A 12,307-nucleotide genomic window follows, 5' to 3' on the forward strand; every position below is an offset into this window, starting at 1 on the left:
GGAAAAACAAACCCTCACCTAGACTGGGCCCCATGGCCGCCCCCAAAGACCCCCGCCCCTGCTCGATCGCCGATGCCCTGGCACTGGTCGGCGAGAAGTACTCCCTGCTCGTCCTGCGCGAGGTGTGCCTCGGCAACGGACGCTTCGATCAACTGGTCCGCAACATCGGCGCCCCGCGCGACGTCCTGGCCACGCGGCTGCGGCGCCTCGTCGACGCCGGCATCCTGGAGAAGTCGGCCTACAGCGAGCGACCGCAGCGCTTCGAGTACCGGCCCACGACCGCGGGCCTCGAACTGGAGCCGGTCCTGCTGACACTCATGGCGTGGGGCGACCGCCATCTCCGGAAAGACGACGATCGCCCCATGGTGATCGAGCACATCTGCGGCCACGAGCTGCTCCCGGCCGTGACCTGCTCCGTCTGCGGCGACACGGTCCAGCACGAGGACCTGACCGCCCACCCGCAGGCCCCGGGCTGGACGGTGGCGGGCCCCGCCGAAGCGAAGCCTTCTCAGACGGTCCCCTCGTAGACATCAAGCCGCCCGCACATCCCGAACTTGCCGTACATGGACGGCTGTTCGGTCCGTACGACGGCGTCGGCCAGGTGTGACACATCGCCCCGTTCGAGCCGCTCGAGCTGATCGTCCGTGGCCGCGGCGGCCGCCTGCGCCCCGCGCTGCCAGCGCTCTCGCCATTCGGCGAGCCGGGGCCGCACCAGCGCGGCCGCGGCCCGGTGGAACGCGGCGAGCGGCTCGGGCCCGTCCGCGTCACGCAGCGCCCGATAACCCTCGAGAGCGAGGTCGCGCCGGGTGCGCGCGATCCGCTCCCGCTCCGCCTCGGGCGCGTCCGCCGGGATGGCGGTGGCGGCCGCGTAGGTCTCCGGGTCAGCCAGGTACTTCGGAGGCAGCGTGAGGACCGCGTCCCCCGCCTCCGGCAGGCCGTTGTTCTGCATGAGGACGGTGATGCGCAGGTCGTCCTCGTTGACGAGCCGGTGGATGGTACCGGGCGTGAACCAGGCGACCGTGCCGGGCGCGAGAGGCGTGACCTCGTATCCGGACGTCGTCAGGGTCTGCACCGCGCCACGCCCGCCGGTGACGACGTACGCCTCCGAACAGGTCAGGTGCAGATGAGGCGTGCCACCGCACACCCCGTCCGCGGCGGGCCAGTCGTAGACCGAGAGGTGCGAGAGGGCGACGGCACCGGGGAGCCCGGTGAAGCCGGGGGCGGCGCTCACCACGGGTGCCCCGCCAGGTACTTGGCGATCTCCTCGCGCTCCCACGCGCCGTCGGCGACGACGACGCGATAGCGACGGGTGAGGGTGTCGCCGGGAGCGAGTTCCAGCTCGTCGAAGAAGGCGAACGACGGGGCGACGGCCGCGAACGGCTCGTTGCGTACGAACCAGTGGGCCGGGTGGGCGCCCCCCTTGCCGGTGTGGTCGTTCTCCGGGGCGTGCGCGAAGACGAGGGTCGCGTACCCGTCGGTGACGTCGTGCTCGCCCGAGTAGGCGAGCCAGGGCGCCTGCTGCCCCATCAGCTCGGGGCCTTCGCCGTCGGGCCCGACGATCCGCCCGTCCCGGAACGCTCGCGGACCGCGCCAGAACAGGCCCGTGTATCCGGCCATCTCCCGGCCGGCCGTCGTCGGACTGCCGAACAGCAGGGGCTCGTCGCGCCGGTTGGTGACGGCCGTCGTCCAGGTCAGCGCCCAGGACCCGGACGCCGGGTCCACGTCGTGCACCTCGATACGGCGCTCCTCCTCGGCCCACAGCGTGCCGTCGTACGGGTGCCAGGTGAGCCGCTCGGCGATGACCGCGCGGCCACTGCCGGTGCCGTCCGCACTGTCCGCGCTCACCTCGTCGAACGTGACATGCGCCATCGACCCGACGCGCTCGGGGAGTTCGAGGTAGCCCTGTCCGTGCACATACGAGTTGCCGCCCCACAGGTTCGCCCCGGACAGATGCGAGGCGGTCATCTGGAGGCCCTTGTGCCAGCGGTGGTCGTTGGGCCGGTAGTCCGTGACAACGTTGCCCGCCAGCGTCCTGAGCGGATGCAGATACGGCTTCGGGGCCTCCCAGGCCGCCTCGGGAGCATAGACGTAGCTCAACAGCTCGACGCCGGTGGTGGGTTCGGTGATCGTGATGCGGTCGCCGTGAGCATGGACGATGCGCAGGCCGTCCGGTGCGGTCATGCCGGTACCTCCTCCTGGTGCGTCGCCGGTGCCCAGCCGGGGGCGCCGCCGTGCAGGGCCGTGTAGTAGGGGTCGCCGGGGCCGATCTCGCCGGCCCGTACGGTCGTGTCGGTGAACGCCGACTTGTACAGCGCGGTGATCAGCTCCAGGCTGGCGCGCCCGTCGGCGCCACTGCTGCGCGGACGTTCGCCCGCGCGCATGCTCGCGACCAGGTCGCGCAGCTGAGCCAGGTGCGAACTCGGCACGTCGGCGCCGAAGTCCTGCCAGGCGGCCACGTCCTCGGCCGGTGCGTCCGGCGTGGGGGTGACGCGCCAGTTGTCGTTGGTGTGGCCGTAGAGGTGGGTGAGTTCGACCGTCGCCCGCTCGCAGTCGATGCGGATCCGGCTGACCTCGTCCGGGCTGAGGACACTGTTCACCACGGTCGCCAGCGCACCGCTCTCGAAGCGTACGAGCGCGGTCGAGACGTCCTCCGTCTGTACGTCGTGCACCAGGCGTCCGGCCATGGCACGTACCTCGGCCCACGGGCCGAGCAGGTCGAGGAGCAGATCCATCTGGTGGATGCCGTGTCCCATGGCGGGCCCGCCGCCCTCGGTGTGCCACTTCCCGCGCCAGGGCACCGCGTAATAGGCGGCGTTGCGGTACCAGGTGGTCTGACAGTGCGCCACGAGAGGGCGCCCCATGGCCTCTTCGGCGATCAGGCGGCGTACGTGTTGCGCGCCCGAGCCGAAGCGGTGCTGGAAGACGATCGAGGCGTACGGACCGCCCGCGAGACCCTCCTCGGCCTCCACGGCGTCGAAGTCGGAGAGCGAGGGCACCGGCGGCTTCTCGCACCACACCCAGGCGCCGGCGCGCAGTGCGGCGACGGTCTGCGCGCGGTGGAGGGTCGGCGGGGTGCAGACGGAGACGAGATCCGGACGCTGTTCGGCCAGCATCCGGTCGAGATCGGTGTAGGCGTGCGGGACGCCGCCTTCCGCGCAGAACCGCTTCGCCGCTTCGGCGTCGATGTCGACCGCCGCGACGATCTCCACCTCGCCCTCGGCGGCGAGCGCGGCGAACGCGGGCAGGTGGCTGCCGCCGGCGATGGCTCCGGTGCCGATGATCGCGACCTTGATGCGGCGGCCGTCGAGCGGAGCCGCGGAGCGGCTCTCGCGCGGGGTCGTCTCACTGGTGGTCACGCTGGTCGTCTTGCTTGTGGTCCTGCTCGTTGGCTCGCTGCTGGGCTCGCTGGCGGTTGCGTCGCGGGGGGTACGCATCTAGGTGATCAGCACTCCATCGGACGTGACATCGGATCTGGCGGGCGCCTGTCGACCCCGGTGGCCACCGGCGCGCAGCAAGCGCTTTCACTCCTCGCGGAAACGTAAGCGGCCAAGTCGGGGCAGGTCAACACCCCGACACCGTTGCCGCGGCGTGCGCCGGAGCGTCCCTGTCCGCGATACGGAGGCCCTCTCGTCGCGCCGCCACCGGGGGACGCTACGCTGCCCCGGGCGCGCCTGATCACCCCATACGACAACACGGCGCGTTCGCCCGCCCCTTCGCTCCACTCCCGCCCTCGGCACTTGGATCACGTACTTTCATGTCTTGGTTTGAATCCCTCGTCCTCGGACTCGTCCAGGGACTGACCGAGTTCCTGCCCATCTCCTCCAGCGCGCATCTGCGGCTGACCGCGGCGTTCGCCGGCTGGGAGGACCCGGGGGCGGCCTTCACGGCGATCACCCAGATCGGTACGGAGACCGCGGTGCTGATCTACTTCCGCAAGGACATCGCGCGGATCATCTCGGCGTGGTTCCGCTCGCTCACGAACAAGGCGATGCGGCAGGACCACGACGCCCAGATGGGCTGGCTCGTGATCATCGGCTCGATTCCGATCGGTGTCCTGGGCGTCACGCTCAAGGATCAGATCGAGGGGCCGTTCCGCGATCTGCGCATCACCGCGACGACGCTGATCGTGATGGGCATCATCCTGGGCGTCGCGGACCGTCTCGCGGCACGCGACGAGACAGGCGGCAAGCACCGGGTGGCGAAGGAGCGCAAGACCCTTCAGGAGCTGAACGTCAGGGACGGTCTGATCTACGGCGTCTGCCAGGCCATGGCCCTCATCCCCGGTGTCTCCCGCTCCGGCGCCACCATCAGCGGCGGTCTGCTCATGGGCTACACCCGCGAGGCGGCCGCCCGCTACTCCTTCCTCCTCGCCATCCCGGCGGTGCTGGCCTCAGGCCTCTTCGAACTGAAGGACGCGAGCGAGGGCGGGCACGTCTCCTGGGGCCCGACGGTCTTCGCGACGATCATCGCTTTTGTAGTGGGTTACGCAGTTATCGCATGGTTCATGAAGTTCATCACCACGAAGTCCTTCATGCCCTTCGTCTACTACCGCGTCGCCCTCGGCGTGCTCATCATCGTGCTGGTCAGCGTGGGTGCGCTGAGTCCTCATGCGGCGGAATCGGCGGGCTGACGGCTGCTCTCGGCCCCGGACACGCCCCCGGACACGACGGAGCCGCCCGCCTGATCCCCCGCGGCGGGCGGCCCGTGCTCGATGTTCAGAACCGAACGAACTGAACGAGAATCACCGTAGTGCGGCGAGGGCTCAGGGGCACCCCAATAAATGGCCCGCGACAGAACTCGGTCCACTTCAGCTCTCGGGAAACGCCCGCGCCCAGGGCTCCCGCTCGATCTCCAGGCCGTTGGCCACGTACGCGATCGTGCGGTACCAGCCCGCCAGGACCAGGAACTCGAGGGCCTCGGGTTCGTCGAGATGTTCACGCAGGTCGGTCCACGCGGCGTCGGACAGACGGGACGTGTCATGGAGTTCGTCGACGGCTTGGAGGAGGGCCGTCTGACGAGGCGTCCAGGCCGGGTCGGTCGGGGCACCGCTCACGGTGAGGCCGACCTGTTGCGGAGTCAGGCCGACGGACTCCGCGTACGTCGCCATGTGGACACCCCATTCGTACGCGCAGCGGCAGTGTGCCGCGACCCGGGCGATGACCAACTCCCGGTCGGGATCGGGCAGCCGGCCGTGGACGAGCAGACCCGCGCCGAGCGTACGGAGGCGGGAGGCGAGGTCGGGGTGGCGTTCGAGGACTTTGAAGAGCATCAGGGGTTCGCGCGCGACGCCCGGTGGCATCCAGCGGCGTAACGCACGTTCGGTTTCGGGTTCGTAGGGCGGTGTGACGCCGTCGATGCGCTGCTTCATGTCTCCCATGGCTCCCGACTGTTGCGCTGCGGAAATCGAAGCGCTAGAGCGAAAACGCGAGGAAACCGCCGGGAGTTGTGGCGCGATGTGAGCATGTGCGGTTCGAGGCCGCCGAGTTGCTCGGGAAACCCACCGAGCGCTTTTCGTGACCAACCACATACTGGATGGGTAGTCGTTCGGTGGCGTGCTGTCAGTCCTTGGCCCTACCCTGGTTGGTATGTCCCCCAACTCCTTGACCCCTGGTTCCGTGCGTTCCGCTGCCGCCGTGAATGAGCAGATTCGTGCGTTGTGGATTCGTTCGGGCGGCATGCTGTCGGCTCAGGAGCGGGCGGAGTACGAGCTGTTGGTCGTGGAGTGGGCAGCGGCCGTACGTGACGAGGTCATCGAGGCTGCCTGAGCGAGGCCGTCAACGCCGCCTGAACTCCGCGGCGGCGGAGGACCCGAGAGTCCCGGAGGCTGGAGAGCCCCGGCTCCCTCACCGCCCTCCGGCCACCCGCAGCACCGCCCCCGTCGCATACGACGCCTCCGGTGACAGCAACCACGCGATGGCCGCGGCGATTTCGTCGGAGGCCCCGGGGCGGCCCAGCGGGATCGAGGGGGCCAACCGGGCCGGGCGGCCCGGGTCGCCCATCTCCGCGTGGATTTCGGTGTCGATGACGCCCGGCGCCACCGCGTTGACGCGGATGCCGTCGGGGCCGAGCTCCTTCGCGAGACCCACCGTCAGCGCGTCGACCGCCGCCTTGGCCGCCGCGTAGTGAACGTACTCTCCAGGACCGCCGAGCGTGGCCGCCGCCGACGACACGTTGACGATCACGCCGGCGCCCCGGGGCACCATGTCCCGTGCGGCCCGGCGTGAACACAGCAGCGTGCCCAGGAGGTTGACCTCCACCACACGCCGCAGATCGGCGCTGTCCGTGTCGGCGAGCCGGCCGAGCGGGCCTGTCACTCCGGCGTTGTTGACCAGTCCCGTCACCGGCCCGAGCCGTTCCGCCGCCGTGTCGAAGAGCCGATCGACGTCGCCCTCGTCGGAGGTGTCGACGCGCACGGTGACACATCGGGCCCCCGCCTCGCGTACGGCGGCCGCGGTCCGCTCGGCAGCCGCGTCGTCGCGTGCGTACCCCACGACCAGGTCATGCCCGTCCGCCGCCAGGCGCCCGCACGTCGCTCGACCAATTCCTCGGCTGCCACCCGTGACGACCGTGACGGGACGAGACATGCGTACTCCTTCGTGATCCATGCGACGGCGGGCTGCCTACCCCGGGATTGTCCTCACTGATCGCTCCCGGATCCCCGCCCAAGGCCTTTGGTATACCATCCAGTCGGCAAGGCCGTGCCCTCAGAACGAGCGGTCACAGCCGTTTCTCTTCTCTCGGAGCATGACGTTGTCGAGTTCTGGTCGGCACGAGACACCGACGTCGAACGAAGCGGCACACCCCACTCCCCCGGCCACACCCGCCCACGGATGGCCGGCGGTTCTGACCGTCGCCTTCTCGGTCTTCACCGTGACCGCCACCGAGACGATGCCCATCGGTCTGCTCCCCGAAATGGCGACCGACCTGAGGGTATCGGAAGGAACGGTCGGACTGACCGTCACCTTGTACGGACTGTTCGCCGGGCTGCTCGCTCCGCTCCTCACCGCGGCCACCCGCCAACTCGACCGCAGGAAGCTGCTGCTGGTCATCCTGACGGTCTTCCTCGCGGGCAACCTCCTCACCGCGACGGCCGTGGACTACGCCTGGCTGATGCTCGTCCGACTGCTGATCGGATTCATCCACGGCGTTCTGTGGGCGATCGTCGCGAGCATCGCCGTACGGCTCGTCCCAGCAGCGCGGTCCGTGCGTGCCACGGCCGTCGTGTTCTCCGGGATATCCCTGGCCACCGTCATCGGCGTCCCTCTGGGCGCCATGGTCGGCCAGTGGCTCAGCTGGCGCGCCGCCTTCTGGGCGCTGACCGTGTGCAGCGCCGTCGCCCTCCTCGCCACCGCGGTGCTGATGCCTTCGATGCCTTCTCGCGACGGCGTCCATCTCTCCGAGCTGCCACGCCTGTTGAAGAGGGGCGATCTGCGCACGACGGTCGCCGTGACGGCCATCGTCGTGATCGGCCACTACGCCGCCTACACGTATGTCACCCCCTTCCTGCTGCGCAACGTGGGCGTGGCCGCGGACACCGTCGGGGTGCTCCTCCTCTGTTTCGGCATCGCGGGCGTCGCGGGCAACTTCGTGGTGGGAGCCGTCATCGGACGGGGACCGACCCTGCGTAAGGTCATCATCGGCCTGATCGTCGGCACCGGTGGATCCATGGCCCTGCTGCTCGCGGCGGGCCCGTGGCAGCCTGGGGCGATCGCGTTCCTGCTCGGCTGGGGGTTCGCCTACTCGGCCCTGCCGGTCGCGCTGCAGACCCTGGTCCTGCGGAGTGTGCCGCACGCGCGAGAAGCGGCGACCTCCCTCTATGTCCTGTCGTTCAACGTCTCGATCTCACTGGGCGCGCTCTTCGGCTCGCTCGCCCTCGACCGCTCGGGACCGTCACTGGTCATGCTCACCGGTGTCGCCTGCTGCGCTGCCGCCCTTCCAGTGGCCGCATTTCTGCATGGCCGGGCGGATTCGACCGAATGGACGCCACGCGGCCAGTGAATATCGCTGCACGCCCCTTGGCGCGGCCCGTCCGGTGGCCAACACTGAGCCGATGACGCAGCGCGTGGAACTCGCGACGGTGATGGACCGGCTTGCGGTCGACGGACTGATCACCGAATACGCGGTGACGGTGGACGACGGTGACTGGGAGGCCTACCGGGAACTGTTCACACCGGACGGGCACGCGGACTACCGGTCGGCGGGCGGGATCGAGGGTGATGCGGCGCAGGTCGCCGAGTGGCTCACGCAGACCATGGAGCGGTTCCCGATGCGGCAGCATCTGATCGTCAACCGCCGGGTGCGGTTCGGGCCGCTGGAGCACGACACCGGCGATACGGCCCAGGTGCGGGCGGACTACGTCAATCCGATGCGGTTCGCGGGACACGACGGCGATTCCTCCGCGCCCGACTTCGTGTGCGGCGGCCGGTACGAGTTCACTCTTCTGCGTACGGACAACGGCTGGCGCCTGCGCGAAGTGGTCGTCCACGAGAAGTGGCGCCAGGCCTCGCGGACACGTCAGGAGCCTGCGGCGACCTGAGCGGAGGCGCACTTACGGAGATCGTCCCGGGCGCGCACACTGGAAGTACGCACTGGCGCGGGAGGTCGAGGGAGCCGCTGCATGAAGCTGTCCGCCACAGATCTTCGACGACGTCTCGGCTCGCGCTGGTGGCGCGGCATCGCGGCCACACTCGCCGGTGCACTGCCCATGCTGAGCTTCCCGGAGCCGTCGCTGTGGTGGTTCGCGTACGTCGCTCTGGTCCCGTGGATCCTGCTGGCGCGCTCGGCGCCCACGGGTAGGCGTGCGGCGTACGACGGCTGGCTGGGCGGGTTCGGCTTCATGCTGGCCGTGCACCACTGGCTGCTGCCGAACCTGCATGTCTTCACGCTGGTGATAGCGGCGCTGCTCGGGGCGCTGTGGGCGCCCTGGGGCTGGTTGACACGCCGGTTCCTGGCCGGAGTGCCCTCACCCGGCAAGATCGTGGCGGCGCTGTTCGTGCTGCCCTCGTGCTGGCTGATGGTCGAACTCGTGCGGTCCTGGGAAGGGCTGGGCGGGCCATGGGGTCTGCTGGGGGCGAGCCAGTGGCAGGTGGAGCCCGCGCTGCGGCTCGCCTCGGTCGGCGGAACGTGGCTGATCAGCTTCTTGGTCGTTGTGGTGAACGTCGCGGTGGCCCTCCTCGTCGCGGTTCGCCCGGCGCGTGTCCCGGCCGTGGCGGGACTGGTGGCTACGGCCGCCGCCACCTCGGCGGCCTGGATGTGGTCGCCGCGCCCGGACACCGACAGCCAGGCGCGGATCGCCGTCGTTCAGCCGGGCCCGATCAGCGGCGGCGATCCGCGGTTCGCCCGCGAGGAGGCGCTCACCCGGCAGCTGGCCGGGCAGGACCTGGACCTCGTCGTGTGGGGCGAGAGCAGCGTCGGCTTCGACCTCGCCGACCGGCCGGACTACGCGGACCGCCTCGCCGCGCTCTCCCGCGACGTGGGCGCCGACATCCTGGTGAACGTGGACGCCCGCCGCTCCGACCGGCCCGGCATCTACAAGAGTTCGGTACTCGTCGGTCCGCAGGGCCCCACCGGCGACCGCTACGACAAGATGCGGCTCGTCCCCTTCGGCGAGTACGTCCCGTTCCGTTCCGTCCTCGGCTGGGCCACCTCCGTCGGCGAGGCCGCGGACGAGGACCGCAGGCGCGGCACCGAGCAGGTGGTGATGAGCGTGGGGAACGGGCTGAGCGTGGGCCCGATGGTCTGCTTCGAGTCGGCGTTCCCCGACATGAGCCGCCATCTGGCGCAGGACGGTGCCGACGTGCTGCTGGCGCAGTCGGCGACCTCGACGTTCCAGCAGAGCTGGGCCCCCGAGCAGCACGCCTCGCTGGCGGCACTGCGGGCCGCCGAGACGGGCCGGCCGATGGTGCACGCGACGCTCACCGGCGTCTCCGCCGTCTACGGCCCGAGCGGTGAGCGGGTCGGCGACTGGCTCAGCACGAGCACGAGCGCGTCGGCGGTGTACGACATTCCGCTGGCACACGGTGTCACCCCGTACGCACGGCTCGGCGACTGGCCGGTGTACGCGGCGCTGCTGGTCCTGACGGCCCTGGGTGCCACGGAGGGCGTACGGACGCTGCGGCTGAGGCGGAACAGGCCGACCGGGACGACCGGGCGGACCAAGCCGACCAAGCCGACCAGGCCGACCAGGCCGACTCTCAGGCGGGCCGCGTCTCCACCGCCTGTACGACCCTCTCGCACAGCTCGTGAGTCGCGAGTGCGTCACGGGCGCTGAGGACCTTGCCCGCGCGCACGGCATCGAGGAAGGCGAGCACGGCCTGTTCGATGCCGCGCTGCCGGGCCACCGGTACCCAGTCGCCTCGGCGCCGCACGGTCGGCTGACCCTTGTGGTCGATGACCTCGGCGAGATTGACGACCTGCCGCTTGGTGTCCTGCCCCGACACCTCGAGGATCTCCTCGTTGGAGCCGCTCAGCCGGTTCATCACGCCGAGCGCCGTGAACCCCTCCCCGGAGAGCTGCAGCACGACGTGGTGCAGCAGCCCGCTCTCGACCCGGGCCCGCACGGTCACGTCGTCGACCGGCCCCGGCGCCAGGAACCGCAGCGTGTCCACGACATGGATGAAGTCGTCGAGGATCATCAGGCGGGGCTGTTCCGGCAGGCCGACGCGGTTCTTCTGCATCAGGATCAGCTCACGCGGGTGGTCGGCGCACTGGGCGTAGCCGGGGGCGTAGCGGCGGTTGAAGCCGACGGCCAGGCTGGTGTTCCGCTCCTCCGCGAGCCGCACCAGCCGTTCGCTGTCGGCGAGTTCATAGCTCATCGGCTTGTCGACATACGTCGCGACGCCCGCCTCGAGGAGCCGCGTCACGATCTCGGGGTGCGCGAGGGTCGGCGCATGCACGAACGCCGCGTCGAGGCCTTGGGCGAGCAGTTCGGAGAGGTCGGTGTGGCGGCGCTCGACGGGGATGTGAAGGCTGTCGGCGACCCTGGTCAGGGTGGCGGGAGTCCGTGTGTGCAGATGCAGCTCGACGCCCGGCTGCGTGGTGAGCACCGGCAGATACGCCTTCAGCGCGATGTCGCCGAGTCCGATGCAGCCGACCTTCACAAGGGTCTCCTCTTCGGGGTGCCGATACGCGTTCACGGGGCGCTTACGGGCGCTGGACTACAGGCCAACGGAGGCCTCGTCCGAAGCATACGGCCGCTGCGGACGCCGCCAGTCGGCTATGCCGTCGAAACTCCGCGGGGTCGCCGAGCGGCGCCAGCGGGCCGCCGTGGATTCCGGGCAGAGGCTCAGGAATGTGGTGGACGTCAGTGAGGCGGAGCGGATGTCCGGCACCGGGGCGACGACCCGCCGGGGCCGTGGAGTGGAGGGGATGCTGCGTCTGCTGAAAATGCTGTGGTGGCGCTCCGTTCGTTCCGCAAGGATGCGGAGATGACCACTGAGCGCACACGACCCTCCATCACCGGTGACGAACGGCCCATGCTGGAGCAGTGGCTCGACTTCCACCGCCAGACTCTGGCGATGAAGTGCGCGGGCCTGGACGACGCCCAGTTGAGGACTGCGTCCGTCGAGCCCTCGGAGCTGACGCTGCTCGGCCTGGTACGCCATATGGCCGACTGCGAGCGAAGCTGGTTCCGCCGGATTCTGGCGGACGACGACCCCGGGCCGATCTACTACAGCGACGAGGACCGGGACGGCGAGTTCCATCTCACCGAGGCCGACACCTGGAAAGAGGCGTACGGCACCTGGCAGGCCGAGATCGAGGTCGCCCGCCGCCACGCCGCACGGTACGACCTGGACGACCTCGGCGTGGGCAAGGACCAGCAGGGCCGTACGTACAACCTGCGCTGGATCTACGTCCACATGATCGAGGAGTACGCGCGCCACAACGGCCACGCCGACCTGATCCGCGAGCGCATCGACGGGGTCACCGGCGACTGAGGCGCCTGGGGCCGTTCACCCATGCGGGGCATACTCCGCTTGTCAGCTCCCCAAATCGAGCCGGACACAGCAAAGTTGCGCGGGTGCATCGAACGACGACCACCGCAACGCTCCTGGTCACCGTGGCTGTCTCGGCCGTCTCCGGCTGTGTGACCATCCAGCGCCCACCCTCCCCCGGCGTGCCGGCCCCGCCCAGCCGGCCGTCGGAGGCACGCCCGGACGGGAGCGTCGAGCCCCAGATCGTGCAGGCTCCCGCCCGTGAGGCGCTGGAACTGATCGGCCCGCCCCGCCGCCCTTCACCTCCGGTGACCCCACCCCGCCCGGCGACGTCCCCGCCCCCGGCCACCCCCCAGCGCCGCACTCCCGCAGCC

The 12,307-nt window shown here is 70.1% G+C and carries 13 protein-coding genes and 1 pseudogene; 8 read left to right on the forward strand and 6 right to left on the reverse strand.

Features of this window, described 5'->3' with window-relative positions:
- Positions 1-32: 32 nt before the first annotated feature.
- A complete protein-coding gene (locus FGD71_RS40580) occupies positions 33-527 on the forward strand; it encodes a winged helix-turn-helix transcriptional regulator (protein ID WP_119105581.1) in 495 nt (164 codons plus the stop codon).
- On the opposite strand, the gene FGD71_RS40585 is transcribed toward FGD71_RS40580, so the two are convergent.
- The 3 genes from FGD71_RS40585 to FGD71_RS40595 are packed head-to-tail and all read right to left on the reverse strand — an operon-like array spanning position 509 to position 3,356.
- Positions 509-1,234 (reverse strand): cupin domain-containing protein, encoded by a 726-nt coding sequence (locus FGD71_RS40585; protein ID WP_420878395.1) that lies wholly within the window; start codon positions 1,232-1,234, stop codon positions 509-511. The genes FGD71_RS40580 and FGD71_RS40585 overlap by 19 nt on opposite strands.
- Positions 1,228-2,181, reverse strand: coding sequence for a DUF6807 domain-containing protein (locus FGD71_RS40590; protein WP_119105582.1), 954 nt, complete (start codon positions 2,179-2,181; stop codon positions 1,228-1,230). Before FGD71_RS40590 ends, FGD71_RS40585 begins: the two co-directional genes overlap by 7 nt.
- Complete coding sequence (locus FGD71_RS40595; RefSeq protein WP_240437016.1) at positions 2,178-3,356, reverse strand: Gfo/Idh/MocA family protein; 1,179 nt, start codon at positions 3,354-3,356, stop codon at positions 2,178-2,180. Before FGD71_RS40595 ends, FGD71_RS40590 begins: the two co-directional genes overlap by 4 nt.
- Positions 3,357-3,754: 398 nt before the next feature.
- On the opposite strand from FGD71_RS40595, the gene FGD71_RS40600 reads away from it, so the two are divergent.
- On the forward strand, positions 3,755-4,630 hold the full coding sequence (locus tag FGD71_RS40600; protein WP_119105584.1) for an undecaprenyl-diphosphate phosphatase: 876 nt from the start codon (positions 3,755-3,757) through the stop codon (positions 4,628-4,630).
- Positions 4,631-4,807: 177 nt separating this feature from the next.
- On the opposite strand, the gene FGD71_RS40605 is transcribed toward FGD71_RS40600, so the two are convergent.
- Complete coding sequence (locus FGD71_RS40605; RefSeq protein WP_119105585.1) at positions 4,808-5,368, reverse strand: carboxymuconolactone decarboxylase family protein; 561 nt, start codon at positions 5,366-5,368, stop codon at positions 4,808-4,810.
- A gap of 217 nt (positions 5,369-5,585) precedes the next feature.
- Between FGD71_RS40605 and FGD71_RS40610 the strand changes: the two genes are divergently transcribed.
- Positions 5,586-5,765, forward strand: a complete 180-nt coding sequence (locus tag FGD71_RS40610) for a hypothetical protein (protein ID WP_119105591.1) — start codon at positions 5,586-5,588, stop codon at positions 5,763-5,765.
- 78 nt (positions 5,766-5,843) lie between these two features.
- On the opposite strand, the gene FGD71_RS40615 is transcribed toward FGD71_RS40610, so the two are convergent.
- Positions 5,844-6,584, reverse strand: coding sequence for a glucose 1-dehydrogenase (locus FGD71_RS40615; RefSeq protein ID WP_119105586.1), 741 nt, complete (start codon positions 6,582-6,584; stop codon positions 5,844-5,846).
- 160 nt (positions 6,585-6,744) lie between these two features.
- Between FGD71_RS40615 and FGD71_RS40620 the strand changes: the two genes are divergently transcribed.
- The 3 genes from FGD71_RS40620 (at position 6,745) to lnt (ending at position 10,270) form a co-directional block, all read left to right on the forward strand.
- Entirely contained in the window at positions 6,745-7,998 is a 1,254-nt protein-coding gene (locus tag FGD71_RS40620) for an MFS transporter (RefSeq protein WP_240437017.1), read from the forward strand.
- 52 nt (positions 7,999-8,050) lie between these two features.
- Positions 8,051-8,536 carry a nuclear transport factor 2 family protein gene (locus FGD71_RS40625; protein ID WP_119105587.1) on the forward strand — a complete coding sequence of 162 codons (486 nt, stop codon included), beginning with the start codon at positions 8,051-8,053 and terminating at the stop codon, positions 8,534-8,536.
- Positions 8,537-8,617: 81 nt separating this feature from the next.
- Positions 8,618-10,270, forward strand: a complete 1,653-nt coding sequence (gene lnt / locus FGD71_RS40630) for an apolipoprotein N-acyltransferase (RefSeq protein WP_119105588.1) — start codon at positions 8,618-8,620, stop codon at positions 10,268-10,270.
- Here lnt and FGD71_RS40635 read toward each other — a convergent pair.
- A complete protein-coding gene (locus tag FGD71_RS40635) occupies positions 10,194-11,099 on the reverse strand; it encodes a Gfo/Idh/MocA family protein (protein WP_119105589.1) in 906 nt (301 codons plus the stop codon). The two genes, lnt and FGD71_RS40635, sit on opposite strands and share 77 nt — an antisense overlap.
- A gap of 327 nt (positions 11,100-11,426) precedes the next feature.
- On the opposite strand from FGD71_RS40635, the gene FGD71_RS40640 reads away from it, so the two are divergent.
- Positions 11,427-11,936: a DinB family protein gene (locus tag FGD71_RS40640; protein ID WP_119105593.1), complete on the forward strand. Its 510-nt coding sequence runs from the start codon at positions 11,427-11,429 to the stop codon at positions 11,934-11,936.
- A gap of 83 nt (positions 11,937-12,019) precedes the next feature.
- Positions 12,020-12,307: pseudogene (locus FGD71_RS48125) on the forward strand (hypothetical protein); the annotation flags it as partial.

The organism is Streptomyces sporangiiformans, from assembly GCF_005768555.2.
GTDB lineage: Bacteria > Actinomycetota > Actinomycetes > Streptomycetales > Streptomycetaceae > Streptomyces > Streptomyces sporangiiformans.

Coding starts and splice junctions, on each gene's coding strand:
- FGD71_RS40605 (WP_119105585.1), bottom strand. CDS start 5,368: ATGAAGCAGCGCATCGACGGCGTCACACCGCCCTACGAACCCGAAACC.
- FGD71_RS40625 (WP_119105587.1), top strand. CDS start 8,051: ATGACGCAGCGCGTGGAACTCGCGACGGTGATGGACCGGCTTGCGGTC.
- FGD71_RS40590 (WP_119105582.1), bottom strand. CDS start 2,181: ATGACCGCACCGGACGGCCTGCGCATCGTCCATGCTCACGGCGACCGC.
- FGD71_RS40600 (WP_119105584.1), top strand. CDS start 3,755: ATGTCTTGGTTTGAATCCCTCGTCCTCGGACTCGTCCAGGGACTGACC.
- FGD71_RS40620 (WP_240437017.1), top strand. CDS start 6,745: ATGACGTTGTCGAGTTCTGGTCGGCACGAGACACCGACGTCGAACGAA.
- FGD71_RS40640 (WP_119105593.1), top strand. CDS start 11,427: ATGACCACTGAGCGCACACGACCCTCCATCACCGGTGACGAACGGCCC.
- FGD71_RS40580 (WP_119105581.1), top strand. CDS start 33: ATGGCCGCCCCCAAAGACCCCCGCCCCTGCTCGATCGCCGATGCCCTG.
- FGD71_RS40610 (WP_119105591.1), top strand. CDS start 5,586: ATGTCCCCCAACTCCTTGACCCCTGGTTCCGTGCGTTCCGCTGCCGCC.
- lnt (WP_119105588.1), top strand. CDS start 8,618: ATGAAGCTGTCCGCCACAGATCTTCGACGACGTCTCGGCTCGCGCTGG.
- FGD71_RS40615 (WP_119105586.1), bottom strand. CDS start 6,584: ATGTCTCGTCCCGTCACGGTCGTCACGGGTGGCAGCCGAGGAATTGGT.